At 72.1% G+C, this 16,655-nt stretch carries 13 protein-coding genes; 7 read left to right on the forward strand and 6 right to left on the reverse strand.

Annotated elements, in window-relative coordinates; all coding sequences use genetic code 11:
* Positions 1-77: 77 nt before the first annotated feature.
* Entirely contained in the window at positions 78-1,223 is a 1,146-nt protein-coding gene (locus WFH25_RS13280; RefSeq protein ID WP_336698132.1) for an MFS transporter, read from the forward strand.
* Positions 1,224-1,335: 112 nt separating this feature from the next.
* Here the strand turns inward: WFH25_RS13280 and WFH25_RS13285 are convergent, their stop codons facing one another.
* On the reverse strand, positions 1,336-2,499 hold the full coding sequence (locus WFH25_RS13285) for a baeRF2 domain-containing protein (protein WP_336698049.1): 1,164 nt from the start codon (positions 2,497-2,499) through the stop codon (positions 1,336-1,338).
* A 193-nt stretch (positions 2,500-2,692) separates the two neighbouring features.
* Here WFH25_RS13285 and WFH25_RS13290 point away from each other — a divergent pair, with 193 nt between their 5' ends.
* The 5 genes from WFH25_RS13290 to WFH25_RS13310 all read left to right on the forward strand — a co-directional run bounded on the left by WFH25_RS13290 (position 2,693) and on the right by WFH25_RS13310 (position 11,179).
* A complete protein-coding gene (locus tag WFH25_RS13290) occupies positions 2,693-4,057 on the forward strand; it encodes an extracellular solute-binding protein (protein ID WP_336698051.1) in 1,365 nt (454 codons plus the stop codon).
* Complete coding sequence (locus WFH25_RS13295; RefSeq protein ID WP_336698052.1) at positions 4,054-5,151, forward strand: carbohydrate ABC transporter permease; 1,098 nt, start codon at positions 4,054-4,056, stop codon at positions 5,149-5,151. Before WFH25_RS13290 ends, WFH25_RS13295 begins: the two co-directional genes overlap by 4 nt.
* Positions 5,148-6,083: a carbohydrate ABC transporter permease gene (locus tag WFH25_RS13300; RefSeq protein WP_092384698.1), complete on the forward strand. Its 936-nt coding sequence runs from the start codon at positions 5,148-5,150 to the stop codon at positions 6,081-6,083. Before WFH25_RS13295 ends, WFH25_RS13300 begins: the two co-directional genes overlap by 4 nt.
* A complete protein-coding gene (locus WFH25_RS13305; protein ID WP_336698054.1) occupies positions 6,080-9,094 on the forward strand; it encodes a glycoside hydrolase family 2 TIM barrel-domain containing protein in 3,015 nt (1,004 codons plus the stop codon). The genes WFH25_RS13300 and WFH25_RS13305 overlap by 4 nt, the downstream gene beginning before the upstream one ends.
* Positions 9,095-9,184: 90 nt before the next feature.
* Complete coding sequence (locus tag WFH25_RS13310; protein WP_336698055.1) at positions 9,185-11,179, forward strand: Ig-like domain-containing protein; 1,995 nt, start codon at positions 9,185-9,187, stop codon at positions 11,177-11,179.
* A 245-nt stretch (positions 11,180-11,424) separates the two neighbouring features.
* On the opposite strand, the gene WFH25_RS13315 is transcribed toward WFH25_RS13310, so the two are convergent.
* Positions 11,425-11,844, reverse strand: a complete 420-nt coding sequence (locus tag WFH25_RS13315) for a DUF3151 domain-containing protein (RefSeq protein WP_071294394.1) — start codon at positions 11,842-11,844, stop codon at positions 11,425-11,427.
* Positions 11,845-12,132: 288 nt separating this feature from the next.
* On the opposite strand from WFH25_RS13315, the gene WFH25_RS13320 reads away from it, so the two are divergent.
* Positions 12,133-13,707: an ATP-binding cassette domain-containing protein gene (locus WFH25_RS13320; RefSeq protein WP_336698056.1), complete on the forward strand. Its 1,575-nt coding sequence runs from the start codon at positions 12,133-12,135 to the stop codon at positions 13,705-13,707.
* Between the two features lie 20 nt (positions 13,708-13,727).
* On the opposite strand, the gene WFH25_RS13325 is transcribed toward WFH25_RS13320, so the two are convergent.
* Genes WFH25_RS13325 through WFH25_RS13340 form a run of 4 tightly spaced genes read right to left on the reverse strand, consistent with a single transcriptional unit; the run spans position 13,728 to position 16,507 of the window.
* On the reverse strand, positions 13,728-14,423 hold the full coding sequence (locus WFH25_RS13325) for an SDR family oxidoreductase (protein WP_336698057.1): 696 nt from the start codon (positions 14,421-14,423) through the stop codon (positions 13,728-13,730).
* Positions 14,424-14,433: 10 nt separating this feature from the next.
* The gene (locus WFH25_RS13330; protein ID WP_336698058.1) at positions 14,434-14,916 is read right to left on the reverse strand and encodes a DedA family protein; all 483 of its coding nucleotides are present in this window, start codon (positions 14,914-14,916) and stop codon (positions 14,434-14,436) included.
* A 36-nt stretch (positions 14,917-14,952) separates the two neighbouring features.
* A complete protein-coding gene (locus tag WFH25_RS13335; RefSeq protein WP_092384718.1) occupies positions 14,953-15,984 on the reverse strand; it encodes a YihY/virulence factor BrkB family protein in 1,032 nt (343 codons plus the stop codon).
* A gap of 4 nt (positions 15,985-15,988) precedes the next feature.
* Positions 15,989-16,507, reverse strand: a complete 519-nt coding sequence (locus WFH25_RS13340; protein WP_070417102.1) for a hypothetical protein — start codon at positions 16,505-16,507, stop codon at positions 15,989-15,991.
* Positions 16,508-16,655 lie beyond the last annotated feature (148 nt).

Below are 16,655 nucleotides of genomic sequence, written 5' to 3' on the forward strand. Positions count from 1 at the left end.
GATGGTATACCGTAATGGTATACCAATCCGTTCCACACTGAAACGATCTCGTGACCGCCACCTCCCGCGCCTGGACGATGCTCGGCCTCGGCGTCGCCGCCCAGGCAGCCGGCACCCTCGTGGTGTCCGCCCCCTCGCTGCTCATCCCGTACCTGCACGCCCACGGCACGACGCTCACCCTCGCCGGGCTCTTGGCCGCCGCACCGACGTTCGGCATGGTCCTGACGCTCATCGCCTGGGGTGCCATCACCGACCGCGTCGGCGAGCGCGTCGTCATCGCGGGCGGGCTCGTGCTCACGACCCTCGCGGTCGTCGGGGCCTGGCTGGCAGCGGGCGACCCGGTGCTGCTCGGCCTGGCGTTCCTCGCCGCCGGCATGACGAGCGCCTCGACGAACGCCGCGAGCGGTCGGGTCGTGGTGGGGTGGTTCCCGAAGGAGCGGCGCGGCCTCGCGATGGGCATCCGGCAGATGTCGCAGCCGCTCGGGGTGACGCTCGCGGCCGTCACGGTCCCGCAGCTCGCCGAGGCGGACGGCATCCGCGCGGCCCTCGTCCTGCCAGTCGTCCTGTGCGCCGTACTCGCCGTGCTGTGCGCGATCGGCATCGCGAACCCGCCCCGCCCCGCGCGTGCGGACGCCCCGGTGGAGCACGTCGCGAACCCGTACCGGGCGAACGGGTTCCTGTGGCGGATCCACGCGGTGTCGGTCCTGCTCGTCGTGCCGCAGTTCACGCTGTCCACGTACGGCCTGGTGTGGCTCGTCGGCATCGGCTGGTCGACCCCGGCCGCGGGACTGCTCGTCGGGGCGTCGCAGTTCGTCGGCGCCGTCGGGAGGATCCTCGTCGGCGCCTGGAGCGACCGCGCCGCCTCGCGCGTCGGCCCGCTGCGGATCGTCGCGGTGAGCGCCGCCGTGGTGATGGGGCTGCTGGCGGTGGTGGACGCCACGCACCTCGCCGCCGCCGCGGTGTTCCTCGTCGTCGCGACGAGCGTCACCGTCGCGGACAACGGGCTCGCGTACACGTCGGTGGCCGAGGCCGCGGGGCCGTTCTGGTCCGGGCGGGCGCTCGGGGCGCAGAACACCGGGCAGTTCATCGCGGCGAGCGCCGTGGGTCCCGGGGTCGGCGCGCTCGTCGGGGCGCTCGGGTTCGCGGCGTCGTTCTCGATCGTGGGGGTGTTGCCGCTGCTGGCGCTGCCGCTGGTGCCCCGGCGCGATCGTTCCCACGACTGACCGCGGGACGGACGGGGGGGGGGGGGGGGGGCCCCCCCCCGGCCCGGGGGCGGGGGGGGGGGGGGGGGCCCCCCCCCCCCCCCCGCCCCCCGTCCGTCAGGTGCTCACCGCATCAGGCGGGCACGGCCGGCCCCACCGGCCACCGCAGCAACGCCGCCGCCGCGACCCCGCCCGGCAGCGACGCCGCGTTGACGAGCACGAGCTCCGCGTCCGTCAGCACCGCCGCACGCACGAGCGCGCACACCGCCGGCACCGCTCCGATGACGGGCGTCCCGGCAGCCTGTTCCGGCGCCGTCGCCACCCACGGGGCACCGGCGAGCGCGAGGAGCGTCCGCTCCCCGACCGCCACGGCGTCGAGCGCGACGACCGATCCCTGCGCCTGCTGCAGCACCCCGACGACTGCTCCGAGCCCGGTCACCGCGAGGTTGTCGCCCCGACCGACGTGGGTGCGGAGCAGGTCCTCGAGGTCGTGGCGGCGGGTGGCGACGACCCGGGCGAGCGCGGTCTCGACGTGCTCGACGAACGCCTGCTTCGACGAGGCGTCGGCGCGGGGGTCGCCCGGGAAGACGGAGGTCAGCGCACGGGTCTCCGACGACAGCGCCTTCACGAGGAGCTCCCGCGCGGTGACGTCCCCGGCGACCACGACCAGTCCGGGTCGGAGTGTCCGGACGGCCTCGTCCACGGCGGCGGCGGTCTCCGACGAGTTCTGCTTCCAGATCTCCTCGGTGTGCTGCTGCCAGTGCGGCTGCTTCCACCCGGTCCCGGCCTTGGCGTAGTGCAGGGTGTCGTTGCGCCCCTGGACCTGCTGCTCACCGCCGGTCGCGTCGAGCGGCGCGTGGCCGAGTCGGTAGGCACGGAAGGCTCCGCCCTCCTTGCCGGCGTGCACCACCAGGAACGGCAGGTCGACGGGCCGGTGGGCGACGAGCGGCACGAGGTCGGGGACGGCACCGACGCCGACCGACTCCGCGCCGTGCAGGTGCCCGGGCAGGACCTCGCTCAGCACGAGCGCACCGTCGTGGACCAGCACGTACCGAGTGACGGGCGAGGGGACGCCGGGTTCCTGCTCGAACTCGCCGGCGACGAGGTCGACCACGTCGTCGGTCGCACCCTGCGCACGGAGGGCCTCCTCGACCGCACGCAGCTTCAGTGCCGCCTGCCGTCGGGGGTCCTCCACGTTGCCGGAGACGTCGGCGTACGCCCAGGCCCAGGTCCCACCGCCCTCCAGCCGCTGTCCCAGGATCCCGTGCAGTTCGCTCGTCGCGTTGGTCGACGTCATGGCAGCTCCTCTCGGACGGATGCCGGGGCTGTCACGGACCCCGACGTTTCGTGTTGGCCCACACTCCACCCCGGCGGGGCACGGTGTTCCACGTCCGGAGGGAACGTCCAGAGTCTTCGTGAAAGTACAGCTGCGCTCGGTTTTGTGGTTGGGTTGGAGGCATCCCGCTCGACGACGAACCGGAGTCCCGGCAATGACGCCTCCACCGAACCGACGGCCCATCTCCCGACGACAACTGCTGGGCTTCGGCCTCGGCGCGGCCGCGACCGGACTGCTCGCCGGCTGCGCGGTGCCGGGCTCGACCAACGTGAACAAGGCGGCGCTGATCCCCGCCGCCGCGAGCGGGCAGAAGGTCGAACTGACCTACTGGGCCTGGCTGAAGGACCTGCAGAAGGTCTGCGACGTCTGGAACAAGACCCACCCGGACATCCAGGTGACCGCGAACTGGATCCCGGGCGGCAACAGCGGCGGGTACCAGAAGATGTACTCCGCGCTCGCGGCCGGTGGCGGCCCGGACATCGGGCAGGTCGAGCTCCGGCAGATCCCCGAGTTCATGCTCGCCAACGGCCTGGTCGACCTCGCCCGCTACGGCGCGAAGGACTACGAGTCGAAGTACGACGACGCCGCCTGGGCGCAGGTCTCGTTCGTGGACGGCATCTACGGCATCCCCCAGGACACCGGCCCCATGGGCTTCTACTACCAGACGGCGCTCCTGGAGCAGGCCGGCGGCGAACCCCCGACGACGTGGGACGAGTGGCGCGACCTCGCCGAGAAGGTCCGGAAGACCGGCGCGCAGAACTACCTCGAGGTCTTCCCGGTCTCGGACGCCTCCCCCTTCGCCGCGTACGCGCAGCAGGCCGGCGCCCGGTGGTTCAAGGTCGACGGCGACGAGTGGGTCGTCGACATGACCGACGAGAAGACCCTCATGGTCGCCGAGTTCTTCGACGGCGTGATCGACGACAAGCTCGTCGACACGAGCGCCGGCGCCTACTCCCCCGGCTGGTACGCCTCGGCCGCGAGCGGCAAGATCGCGGCCGTCACGAGCGCGAGCTGGGGCGACGCCCTCATCGAGTCCGTCCAGGGCGGCGAGGGCAAGTGGAAGGTCGCACCCATGCAGAAGTGGGGCGACACCGGGTTCGGGTCGAGCGCGATCGGCGGTTCGACGGCCGCGGTGCTCGCCAACGCGAAGCACCCGAAGGAAGCGCTCGAGTTCATCACGTGGATGACCACCTCCAAGGAGGGCATCGACGCGATGATCAAGTACTGCGGCATCGGGTGGTCGCCCGCGAAGGACTACATCGGGGCGCAGCGCGAGCAGCCGAGCAAGTGGTTCTCCGGGCAGAACTACAACGAGGACGTCTTCGTCCCCGCCGCCCAGGAGCAGAACGTCGAGTGGTCCTGGTCGCCCGTGACGCAGTCGGCGTTCACGAGTCTGCAGAACCAGTTCCGCCGCAAGCTCACGAGTGGGCTGAAGCTCACCGACGCGGTGGAGCTCGCCCAGAAGGAGATCGTCCAGTCCTTCAAGGACAAGGGCCTCAGCGTGAGGACGGCACGATGACCACGACGCAGCCGAAGAACGGCTTCCGCACGAGCACGAAGGCCACGGTCGCCCAGAAGCGCGCCCCGTGGATCCTGCTCGCACCCTTCCTCGCCCTGTTCGTGCTGACGTTCATCATCCCGATCATCAGCGCGCTGTTCCAGTCGTTCACGACCGTCGACCGCGAGGGGCTGTTCGGCGAGGACGGCGTCGTCGGCAGGTTCGCCGGGTTCGACAACTACGCGATCGCCCTGCAGGACGCCGGCTTCGTCGCCTCGATCGGCCGCATGCTGCTGTTCGGCATCGTGCAGGTCCCGGTGATGATCATCGCCTGCACGATCCTCGCGCTGCTGCTCGAGTCGGCGAGCGCCCGCTGGCCGGGCTTCTTCCGTGCGATCTACTTCATGCCGTACGGCGTCCCCGGCGTCATCGCGACGATCCTGTGGTCCTTCCTGTACGTGCCGGGCCTGTCGCCGATCGTGTCGCTGCTGCAGGGGATCGGGCTCCAGCCGGACTTCCTCGGTGCGAACAGCGTGCTCTGGTCGATCGCGAACATCGTCACGTGGACGTACACCGGCTACAACATGCTCATCATCGTGGCGCAGCTGAAGTCCATCCCCGGCGAGGTCTACGAGGCCGCCAAGGTGGACGGCGCGAACGCGTTCCAGGTCGCGTGGCGGATCCAGATCCCCCTCATCGCGCCGGCACTCGTGCTCACGACGGTGTTCTCGATCATCGGCACGCTGCAGCTCTTCGCGGAGCCGCAGATCCTGTCCACGGTCGCCCCTGCGATCGACACCGAGTACACGCCGAACTACGCCGCCTACACGAACGCGTTCGCGTTCAACGAGTACGGCGTCGCGAGTGCGCAGGCGGTCATCATCGCGCTGGCCGCGTTCATCCTGTCGTTCGCGTTCCTCGCGTTGACGAACCGTCCGCCGAAGGACGAGCGGGATCGCCGCAAGCGGGCGAAGCGGGACGGCCAGGAGGCGCGGGCCGCGCTCCAGACGCGCGTCGCGTCGGCCGGGACGGTCACCACCCAGGCCGCACCGCACCTCCAGGGCCGCTCCGGTCCGGACCACGGCACCACCGTCACGAAGGGGGCGGACGAATGAGCAGCGAAGCCATCGAAGCGCCGGCCACCGCGAAGACCGCGGTCCCGGTGGACACCACGTCGATCTCGGCGCACCAGCGCCGCAAGCTCGACCGCTCCGGCAAGTCGCAGATCGTCGTGACGGGCATCCTCGTCATCGTCGCGATCTACTTCCTCGTCCCGCTGTACTGGGTGATCATCGCCGCGACGAAGACCACCGGCGCGCTGTTCGCCACGAACGGGTTCTGGTTCGGCGGCGACTTCGCGCTGTTCAGCAACCTCCAGCAGGTGTTCACGTACGACGGCGGCATCTTCGTCCGCTGGATCGCGAACAGCATCCTGTACTCGGGCGTCGGCGCCGTCCTCGCGACGTACTTCGCCGCGGCGGGTGGCTACGCGCTCGCGAAGTACGAGTTCCGGGGTCGGCAGCTCGTGTTCGGCACGATCCTCGGCGGCGTGCTCGTGCCGGGGACGGCGACGGCGCTGCCGCTGTTCCTGCTGTTCTCGACGCTGGGCCTGACCGACACGTACTGGAGCGTGCTCATCCCGAGCCTCGTCTCGCCGTTCGGCCTGTTCCTCTGCCGGGTGTACGCCGCGGCGTCGGTGGACACGGCGCTCCTCGAGCAGGCACGCATCGACGGGGCCGGCGAGCTCCGGATCTTCCACACGATCGTGCTCCGGCAGATGACGCCGGCACTCGTCACCGTGTTCCTGTTCCAGGTCGTCGGCATCTGGAACAACTTCTTCCTGCCGCTCATCATGCTGGCCGACCAGAAGCTGTACCCGATCACACTGGGACTCAACAACTGGCGCTCGCAGGTGGACCGGCTGCCGGAGTTCTACCAGCTCACCACCGGCGGGGTGCTCGTCTCGGTCATCCCGCTCGTCATCGCCATCATCGTCCTGCAGCGCTTCTGGCGCGGGGGCCTCACGGAAGGATCGGTCAAGGGTTGACCATCGCCGCACTCTCCTCCACCGCCCCCGGTTCGGACACCCGGCTGGCCCCACGGGCCTGGCTGCACACGGACGCTCCCGCCCTGTCGTTGGACGGGGAATGGGACTTCCGGTGGTCGCCCGTCGCGGACGTCCCGGAACCGGGGCCGGAGGACGAGTGGGGCACGATCCCGGTGCCGGCGCACTGGGTGCTGCACGGGCACGGCGCGCCGAGCTACACGAACCTGCAGTACCCGTTCCCGATCGACCCGCCGCACCCGCCGGAGGAGAACCCGACCGGCGACTACCGCCGCACCTTCGACGTCCCGACGTCCTTCGACGCCGCGGCCCGGGTGCTGCTCCGGTTCGACGGTGTGGAGTCGCACTTCCGGGTGTGGGTGAACGGCGTCCTCATCGGATGGTCGACCGGGTCGCGGCTCGCGACGGAGTTCGACGTCACGTCCGTGCTGCGACAGGGGTCGAACGAGGTCCGCGTCCGGGTGCACCAGTGGTCGGCGGCCTCGTACCTCGAGGACCAGGACCAGTGGTGGCTGCCCGGGATCTTCCGCGACGTCACGCTGCTGGCGCGGCCGACCGCCCCGATCGACGACGTGTTCGTCCGCGCCGGGTGGACCTCGACGCTCGGATCCGCCGCGACCGCGGGCACGGCAGCGTCCGGCCGACCGTCGACCGGCACGGGGACGATCTCGTTCCCGACCGTCGATGCTGCGTTCCCGGTGCGCTTCACGGTGCCCGCGCTCGGCGTCGACGTCTCGTGGGCGTCCGCCGACGAGGTCGGACCGATCACCGTCGAGGGGGTCGAGCCGTGGAGCGCCGAGCTCCCGACGCTGTACGACGCGACGCTGTCCACCGGGACCGCAGCCGGTGGGAGCGCCGGCGGTGAGAGCGTGTCGCTGCGGCTCGGCTTCCGCACCGTGTCGATCGAGGGCGATCGGTTCCTGGTGAACGGCGAGCGCGTGGTGTTCCACGGCGTGAACCGGCACGAGACCCACCCCGTGCGCGGTCGGGTGTTCGACGAGGAGCACGCACGCGCGGACATGGCGCTCATGAAGCGGAACAACGTCAACGCCATCCGGACGTCGCACTACCCGCCCCACCCCCGCGTGCTCGACCTCGCCGACGAGCTGGGCTTCTGGGTGATCCTGGAGTGCGACCTCGAGACGCACGGGTTCATCTTCACCGGCTGGGTCGGCAACCCGTCGGACGACCCGGCCTGGCGCGACGCGTACCTCGACCGCATCGCGCGGACCGTCGAGCGCGACAAGAACCACGCGTCGATCGTGATGTGGTCGCTCGGCAACGAGTCCGGGACCGGCCGCAACCTCGCCGCGATGTCGCAGTGGGTGCACGACCGCGACGACGAACGTCCGGTCCACTACGAGGGCGACTACACCGGCGCCTACACCGACGTGTACTCCCGCATGTACCCGTCGCTGCAGGAGACCGAGTCGATCGGCGGCGGTCCGGAAACGCCCCTGCTCGGCTGCGGCCCGGCCGAGGCGGCTCGCCAGCGATCGAAGCCGTTCATCCACTGCGAGTACGTGCACGCGATGGGCAACGGACCCGGCCAGATCGCCGAGTACGAGGCCCTCGTGGACAAGTACCCGCGGCTGCACGGCGGGTTCGTGTGGGAGTGGCGGGACCACGGGCTGCTCGCGCACACCCCCGACGGACGGCCCTACCACGCGTACGGCGGCGACTTCCACGAGGTCGTCCACGACGGCAACTTCGTGATGGACGGCCTGGTGCTGCCCGACGACACCCCGACGCCGGGGCTGGCGGAGTTCGCGGCCGTCGTGGCGCCGATCCGGATGTCCGCGTCGGACACCACCGTGCTCATCGAGAACCGGTACCACTCGGCCTCGACCGCGGGACTGCGGTTCCACTGGACGCTGTCCCGGAACGGTGTGGTGGAGCACGAGGGCCGGTTCACGCCCGGTGTCATCGCGGCGCGGTCCTCCGCCACGGTGCCGGTGCCGAACGAGGTACTCGAGGCCGCGACCGCGGCGCTCGCCCCCGGTGACGAGCTGTGGTTCGACGTCACGGCGGAACTGGCGGGGCCGACCTCGTGGGCGGACACCGGCCACGTCCTGGCACGCACCCAGACGCTCGTCGCATCGCGCGAGGCGGACGTGCCACGGGCCTCCGGTCAGGGGTGGGACGGCGACCGACTCGGGGACGGGACGTTCTCGGCCCGCGGGGACCTGGTGTCCTGGAAGGGGCACGAGGTGGCCGGGCCGCGGCTCGAACTGTGGCGCGCACCGACCGACAACGACAGTCTGGCCTCACAGGGCGGGTACGAGACGGCCGACCCGGTGCTGACGCACGGCGTGGGCGACCCGGACGCTCCCCCGTCGGCCAAACGCTGGCGGGAACGTGGTTTGGACCGGCTCACGCACCGGCTCGTGTCGGTGTCGCGGACGGACTCCGGGCTCGAGCAGCGGGTCCGCGTCGCGGCGGCGAACAGCGGGTGGGGCGTCGACGTCACGCACCGCTGGACCCTGACCGACGCCGGGCTGCTGCTGCAGACCGACGCGGTGCCGTTCGGCGCGTGGGACGTCACGTGGCCACGGATCGGGGTTCGGTTCGACCTGCCAGCGTCCCTGGCCGACTCGGACGCGTCGTGGTTCGGCACGGGGCCGCTCGAGTCGTACGCGGACTCGTCGCACGCCGCCCGCGTCGGACGCTTCTCGGCACCGGTGCGGTCGCTCGGCGTCGAGTACTCGATGCCGCAGGAGACCGGGCACCGGCCGTCGCTGCGCGAGCTGTCGGTCGGGCCGTTCACCGTGTCGACCGTCGGCTCGCACCGTGCAGGGTTCACCCTGTCGCCGTGGACCGCGCAGCAGATCGGTCGCGCGATGCACCCCTACGAGCTGCCTGTTTCGGAGCACCTGTACCTGTACCTCGACGCCGCGCAGCACGGCCTGGGGTCGCGGGCGTGCGGCCTCGACGTGCTGCCGGAGCACCAGCTCTGGCCGCAGGCGTTCTCGTGGAGCGTCGTGCTCGGCTGAGCGCAGCCCGGAAGTCGTATATCTGATACATATTCCTTGCGCCCGTGTCGGGCGTCCGGAAGGGTCTTCTCCACCAGCAGAGAGGACCCCATGCACAGCACTCCCAGGCGCGCCGTCGCGAGCGCCGCCCTGACCGCCCTCGTGGTGGTCGGCGGCGGCCTCGCGACCGCGGTCGCCACGACGTCCCCCGCGCACGCGGTCGCGCCGTTCCCGGTCACCGACCCCTTCGTCGGACTGCCGGTCGGCACGACGATGCCCGCCGGCTGGACCCGGATCGCGACGGACGACGGACAGGCAGCGATCGTCGACCACAGTGCCACCGGACGGTGGCTACGGCTGACCGACGACACGAAGCGGGTGAGTTCCGCCGTGTACAACGAGTCGCCCTACGACTCGAGCCACGGCCTCACGGTCGAGTTCGACCAGCGGATGTGGAGCACGACGGACACCGGGTACGCCGACGGGATCGGGTTCTTCCTGCAGGACGCCGCCGTCCCGCTCGACGCGATCGGTCCGGTCGGCGCTGGCCTCGGCTACCACGACGGCACCCGCCCCTGCGAGGAAGGCCTCGACGGCGGGGTCGTCGGGATCGGGTTCGACCGGTTCGGCAACTTCGCGCGTCCCGACGTCGTCCCGAACGCGATCACCGTCCGGGGTCCGGAGCGCGAGTGCTACCCGGTCCTCGCGACCACCGGGGACCTCGGCGACGGGTTCCTCGAAGACCGCGAGACCACGGCCGAGGCGGCCACGCACCGCCACGTGCAGATCGATCTGCTGCCGACCGACGCCGGCGGGATCCGGGTGCTCGTCGCGATGTCCGAGCCGACCGCCCCCGGCGCCGACGCGGGCGAGCTGCGCGAGGTCGTCAGCGCCGACCTGCCCGCCACGGCGCTGCCGGAACAGGTGCGGTTCGGCTTCAGCGCATCGACCGGTGGCCGGACGCAGTTCCACGAGATCCGGAACCTGCGGGCGACGCAGCCGACCGACGTCGTCACGACCGCCCACACGCTGACCAACGCGCCGGTCACCCCCGGCGAGGACGTCACGTTCGAGCTGCGGTCGGTGAACGACGGGCCGGCGACGATCGGCGGAGCGGTCGACGCCGTCGCGCGCACGGTGGCGGTGACCGAGGGACTGCCGCTGACGGACGTGCGGTGGACGTGCCGTGCAGAGGCCGGGGCGACGTGCGGCGCCGCTGCGGGACAGGGTGCGGTCGCCGCCGACTGGTCGGGCCCGCCCGGTGGTGCGGTCACGATCGCGGTGCGGGGGACGGTGCCGGTGACGACCCGCTCCGGCCTCCACACGATGCCCGTCGAGAGCGTCACGGACTTCACGACCGACCGCCTCGACGCAGCCCGCCCCGCGATCGCGCTCGACGGTTCGGTGACCGACGTCGACCTGTCGAACAACGCCGACCGGACCGCGTTCGAGGTCGTCCTGCCCGAGGCCGTCGCGGTCGACGACGAGGGCACGACGAAGCAGGGCGAGCCGGTGACGATCGACGTCCTCGGGAACGACCCGCTCGACGGGAGCTCGGCGGACCCGGACTCCCTGCGCTTGAGCGGCGACGGGATCGAGGGGGCGGAGCTCTCGGCGGACGGCAAGCGGCTCCGGGTCCCCGGCGAGGGCGTCTGGACGGTCGAGGGCGTGCAGGTGACGTTCACCCCGGAGCCGTCGTTCTCCGGACCGGCGACCGCAGTGCGGTACCAGGTGACGACGCACGCGGGGCAGACCGTGGTGGCGGTCGTCCGGGTCGTCGTGGAGCCCGTCGAGTCGGTGGTCGTACCGCCGACGCCGGGCCCGGGCTCGGGCTCGGGCTCGGGCTCGGGCGGCGGCGCGGGATCGGGGGCCGGCTCGGGCGCGGGGGCCGGCTCGGGCGCGGGGCCGGGCGCTGCCTCAGGCGCTGGTGACCGCGGGGCGTCCGACGCCGTGGCCGAGCGGGCGAGCGCGCGGGGGGTGCTGGCGTACACGGGCGTGTCCGGGCCGGCCGTCTTCGTCGCCGGGGCCGTGGCGGCGCTGCTGCTCGCCGCGGGTGCGTGGGTGCTGCTCGCGCGGCGGCGCGCCGCGGCCGCGGCCGCGCGCTAGCCGCCGCGGCTCGCACAACGGAAGTCACCTCGAACCAGGCGGAAGCGCGGTTCGAGGTGACTTTCGTCGTGCGCCAGCCGGGCGCGAGCCAGCCCGCTGCGCAGGCGGAGGGAGGTTCCGCGGGGTTCGTGACCGTTCTGGTTCGCGATTCCCGGGTTTCACGAACCAGAACGGTCAGCGAGCCCGAAAGATGCGCGCGCACCGGCGGAGACGAGCGACGAACCGCCTGCGCCTGCGCTCGCGCGCTACGCGCTCAGCGCCGGGATCGCCGCCGGGTCGGACGCATCGAGGAACTCCGTCAGCCGCTCGGGCTCGCCCGGCTCCTCGATCGCCGAAGCCGCCCGCCGCAACGCGAACAGCGCCCGCAGCACGCCCCGGTTCGGCTCGTGCGACCACGGCACCGGCCCGGCGCCGCGCCAGCCCGCCTTCCGCAGCGCATCGAGCCCACGGTGGTACCCCACCCGCGCGTAGGCGTAGGACTCGAGGGTCGCCCCACGCTCCCACGCCTCGTCGGCGAGCAGTGCCCACGCCAGGCTCGACGCTGGGTGCGACACCACGACGCTCGCGACGGGGGCGTCGGCGGCGAGGGCGGCGGTCACCTCCGGCTCGGCGGGCAGGAGCGTCTCGGGATTCGCGGTCGGGTTCGGCAGCAGGTTCTCCGGCATGCCCCCAGCCTGTCACGGCTCGTGGGCCTTGCGCGGCCGGAGACTCCCGGCGTACCGTGGCCTGGTCCTCGTCGTCATCGCGAGGCCACCGGTGCGGGACGACCGACCGGCGGTGCGGATGGCGGTCACGCAGGGCTCCCCGACGGAAGTGGACGAATTGCTGTCGATCACCGGATCTGCTCAGCCCTCGCGCTGACACCGTGATCGTCGCGCCCCGTCGGGCGCTCCGCCCTCCCGTGGCGGGTCCGGTGTCGTGCGCCCAGCATCGACCACCGGGGAGGCACCCGTATGCCCATCAGTCCGTCCGTCGTCCTGAACGACCTCAGTTTCGCGTGGCCCGACGGCACCGCCGCGCTCAGCCACCTCACCACCGCCTTCGGCCGTGGCCGGACCGGCCTGGTCGGGAGGAACGGTGCCGGCAAGTCGACCCTCGTCCGGCTGGTCACGGGTCGGCTCCACCCCACGTCGGGCACCATCACGACGTCCGGCCCCGTCGACCACCTGCCGCAACGCCTGCAACCGCAGAACGACGACGCGGTCGCCGACCTCCTCCGCATCCGTCCGACCCTGACGGCCCTCCGCGCGATCCTCGGCGGCGACGCCGCTCCGGAGCACTTCGACGCCGTGGGCGACGACTGGGACCTCGAGGAACGTGCGGCCGCGGCGCTCGACGGCATCGGCCTCGGCATCGGCGGCGACCTCGAGCGTCCGGTGAGCACCCTGTCCGGAGGTCAGGCCGTCCTCGTGGCGGTCGCCGGCATCCGGCTGCGGGGGCTCCCGATCGCGTTCCTCGACGAGCCGACGAACAACCTCGACCGTCGTGCGCGGAGCATGTTGCTCGACATGGTCGACGACTGGCCGGGCACCCTCGTCGTCGTCAGCCACGATCGCGAGCTCCTGGAACACGTCGACGAGGTCGCCGAGCTCCGCGCGGGCGGCATGACCGTGTTCGGCGGGACCTTCAGCGCGTTCGAGGAGCACCTCGCGGTGCAGCAGGCCGCCGTCGAACGCGAGGTCCGGGTCGCCGAGCAGCGACACCGCACCGAGAAGCGGCAGCGCATCGAGGCCGAGACGAAGATCGCCCGTCGGGCCCGGTCCGGGGTGAAGGCCGCCGAGGGGATGCCGAAGATCTTCGCGAACGAGATGCGGAAGCGCGGCGAACAGACCGCCGGGCGGCTCCGCACCGGGTACGCCGAGGACGAGGCCGCCGCACTCGCCACCAAGCGCGAGGCAGAGGGGCGGCTGCGCGCGGACGAGTCCATCCACGTGACGCTCCCCGACCCGGACGTGCCGGCGTCGCGGCAGATCGCGACGATCACGCTGCGCGGGCGGGCGACGATCGTGCAGGGTCCGGAGCGCATCGCGGTCGCCGGGGACAACGGCGTCGGCAAGACGACGCTGCTCGAGCAGCTCGTCGGGGTGCCCGGCGCGCGGGCGCACCCGTTGCCCGACACGACTGCGGTCCCGCACGTCGACCGCATCGGCTACCTGCCGCAGCGGAAGGACTCACTCGACGACGCGCTGTCGGTGCTGGAGAACGTCCGGCGGGATGCCCCGCACGTCCCGCCGGCGGAGGTGCGGAACCGGCTGGCGAAGTTCCTGGTGCGCGGGGACACCGTCGACCGCCCGGCCGGCGCGCTCTCGGGCGGGGAGCGGTTCCGGGTGGCGCTGGCGAGCCTCGTGCTCGCGGATCCCCCGCCGCAGCTGCTGGTGCTCGACGAGCCGACGAACGACCTCGACCTGACGAGTGTCGACCAGCTCGTGGACGCGCTCCGGGCGTACCGGGGAGCCCTCGTCGTGGTCAGTCACGACGAGACGTTCCTCGACCGCCTCGACCTCACCACGCGCATCGAGCTCCGCTGACCCGCCCCCGTCGCAGCGGGTCAGCGCCGCCGCGTCGGCCGGATCGCCAGCGACTCGATCGTGCCCCGCTCCGGCAGGTCGACGACGGTCCGGACGGCGTCGGCCACGTCCGAGGGCGCGAGGTAGTAGTCGGTGTCGTAGTCCTCGCCGAGCTTCTCGGTCAGCGCCCGCTGCATGTCCGAGTCCGTCCGGCCAGGGTGCACGCTCGACACCCGGACGCCGTTCGCCCGTTCCTCTTCCCGCAGGGCATCGGCGAACGCCCGCAGCGCGAACTTCGACGCCGCGTACACGCCACCTCCGGGGCCGGAGTGGAACCCGGAGCCGCTGTTGATCGGCACGACGATGCCGTGCGCCGCGCGGAGGGCCGGGAGGGCGAGCCGCGTCAGCTCGGCGACCGCGAACACGTTCGTGGCGAAGACCTGCTCCCACACCTCGCGCGGGGTGTCCGCGACGGTCGTGCCCTGCTCGACCCCGGCGGAGTGCACGAGGACGTCGAGGCGCTCCGGCAGCGGCGGGAACTCGCCCGCGCCGAGGTCCCCCACGAACGGCGACGCGCTGGGCAGCTCGGCGACGAGTGCGTCCACGGCTCCGGCTGTCCGGCCGCCGACGAGCACGTGGTGCGTGCGTCCCAGGTCGAGCGCGATGGCCCGGCCGATCCCACGGGTCGCGCCCGTGACGAGTGCGGTCGGACGGACGGGAGGCGCGGTGTCGGTCATGCGCACCACCCTACGGAAGCCGCGGTGCGGCCCGGCGACGACGCCGGACCGTCCACACGGCGACCGAGGCGGCCGCCGCCAGCACGACGAGCACGACCACGCCCCACGGCGACCCCGCGAACGCCGCGAGCACCGCCCAGAACAGCGCGATCCCCACCGTCGCGTACACGAACGCCCACGCCACGCAGCCCGGGACCATCGCGATCGTGTACCGCCACCACGGCACCCGGGCGATGCCGGCGGCCGCGTTCATGATCGTCTGCAGCCCCACGGTGAGGAAGCTGACCGTGACGACGGGCAGCCCCCAGCGGTCGAGCAGCGCCGAACCCCGACGGACCGCCGCCGAGTCGAGCCAGCGGCCCCAGCGGGACCGCGCCGCGCCGGTGACCGCGAGCCGTGCCAGCCAGTAGGTCGCCTGCGCGCGGCAGAGCACCACGACGAAGAGCGCGAGGACCAGCCACCAGAACGGGAGCCCCTCGAGGAAGGACGGCACGGGCGAACCGTAGCGACCCCGACCGGGAATGTCCCGTCAGCGGCGGTCGGCGTCCTCGCGGATCTTGATGCCGTCCAGGACGTCCTGCGCGCGCTTCTCGTCCTGCTTCTCGATCTGCCGGGTGTCGCGCTCGGGGAGCTGGATGTCCTCCTCCGCACGGATGCCGGCCTGCAGCTGCCGTCCGCGCTCGAGCTCGGCGTCGAACTCCGCGCCGAAGAGCAGCGCGTTGTTCGTGATCCACACCCACAGCAGGAAGACGATCACGCCACCGAGGGACCCGTACGTGGCGTTGTAGTTCGAGAAGTTCCCGACGTAGAAGCCGAACCCGACGCTGGCGACGACGAGGATCAGGATGGCCACGATCGACCCGCCGCTGACCCACCGGAACTTCGGCTGCTTGACGTTCGGCGCCCAGTAGTAGAGCACCGCGACGACGATGATCGCGATGACGAGCAGGATCGGCCACTGCACGATGCTCAGGACGGTCGCGGCAGCGTCGCCGAGCCCGATCACGTCGCCGAAGCTGCGGGCGAGCGGGCCGGACACGAGTGCGAGCAGCCCGAGGACGAGCAGGACGACCGTGAAGAGCGTGACACCGAGCATGGTCGGGCGGAGCTTCCAGATCGGACGCCCCTCGCGGACGTTGTAGATCCGGTTCATCGCGCGGCCGAAGGCCCCGACGTACCCGGAGGCCGACCAGAGCGCACCGACCACACCGACGATGAACGTGATCGGCGCCGCGGGCGAGCGCACGAGTCCCTCGATGGGGTCCCGGAGCAGGCTGACGACCTGCTCGCCACCGATGTTGTTGACGAGGTCGAGCAGCGTGTCGATCGTCTTCTTCGGGTCGGACACGAGCCCGAGGATCGAGACCACGGCCAGCAGACCGGGGAAGAGCGCGAGCACGGTGTAGTAGGTCAGGCTCGCGGCGAGGTCGGTGCACTGGTCGCTGGAGAACTCGCGGAGCGTCTTCTTCAGCGTGTAGACCAGCGTGGGCTTGGTGAGGTCCGCCGGGCTGTCGGGCTTGCGGGGGTCGTCGGGTTCGGGCTTGTGCTGCTCGCGTGCCACGGGACTACCCCCTCGCCTTCAGCGCCTGCTTCGAACGCTTGGCGGCCTGCTTGCGGTTCTTCGTCGCGCGGCGCTGGACCGCGGCGATGCCGGCGCGCTGCTTGACGCGTGCGCGGTGCTGCGGGTCGCGTTCGAGCGACTCCTCGGCGGCCTTCGCGCGGGCCTTGCGCCCCTTGCGTCCGGGCTGGCTCTGCTCGGCGGCGCCCGGGCCGTCGCCGCCACGGGCCCCGAACGGCAGCAGCGCGGTGAAGGCCGACGATGCGGGCGGCTCGGCGAGGTGCCCGGCGGGGTTGTTGCGGATCGCGATGCCGACGACGATCGCCGCGACACCGGCTGCAGCGGTCACGCCCATCGCCACGAGCGGGGTGGGGTCGCGGTGCCAGCGCTGCTTGGTCTTCGCGATCGCCAGGCGGGTGCGCGCCGGGATGTCCGCACGACGACGGATCTCGGTCACGGTGTCCGTGATGCCCTCACGTGTGCGGACGTTCGCGAGTTCGAGCTCGGGGAGACTGTCCTTGGCCATTCCCCATTTCGTACACGCTCGGGCCGGGGTCGTGTCCAGCCCCGGGCGTGTCCCGCGCACGGCGGACGCGGCCGGCGGGCACCGCCGGTGCCGGTGCCGGTGCCGCGAAAGCGACAGATTCGCGGGCCGGCCCGCCGTCCGTGTAGCG

The organism is Curtobacterium sp. USHLN213 (genome assembly GCF_037144815.1).
In the GTDB taxonomy this organism is placed as follows: domain Bacteria; phylum Actinomycetota; class Actinomycetes; order Actinomycetales; family Microbacteriaceae; genus Curtobacterium.

Bases quoted from the DNA above. Each gene is read 5' to 3' on its own strand.
- WFH25_RS13285 (WP_336698049.1), bottom strand. From the start codon at position 2,499: ATGACGTCGACCAACGCGACGAGCGAACTGCACGGGATCCTGGGACAG.
- WFH25_RS13300 (WP_092384698.1), top strand. From the start codon at position 5,148: ATGAGCAGCGAAGCCATCGAAGCGCCGGCCACCGCGAAGACCGCGGTC.
- WFH25_RS13315 (WP_071294394.1), bottom strand. From the start codon at position 11,844: ATGCCGGAGAACCTGCTGCCGAACCCGACCGCGAATCCCGAGACGCTC.
- WFH25_RS13340 (WP_070417102.1), bottom strand. From the start codon at position 16,507: ATGGCCAAGGACAGTCTCCCCGAGCTCGAACTCGCGAACGTCCGCACA.
- WFH25_RS13325 (WP_336698057.1), bottom strand. From the start codon at position 14,423: ATGACCGACACCGCGCCTCCCGTCCGTCCGACCGCACTCGTCACGGGC.
- WFH25_RS13310 (WP_336698055.1), top strand. From the start codon at position 9,185: ATGCACAGCACTCCCAGGCGCGCCGTCGCGAGCGCCGCCCTGACCGCC.
- WFH25_RS13295 (WP_336698052.1), top strand. From the start codon at position 4,054: ATGACCACGACGCAGCCGAAGAACGGCTTCCGCACGAGCACGAAGGCC.
- WFH25_RS13280 (WP_336698132.1), top strand. From the start codon at position 78: ATGCTCGGCCTCGGCGTCGCCGCCCAGGCAGCCGGCACCCTCGTGGTG.
- WFH25_RS13290 (WP_336698051.1), top strand. From the start codon at position 2,693: ATGACGCCTCCACCGAACCGACGGCCCATCTCCCGACGACAACTGCTG.
- WFH25_RS13320 (WP_336698056.1), top strand. From the start codon at position 12,133: ATGCCCATCAGTCCGTCCGTCGTCCTGAACGACCTCAGTTTCGCGTGG.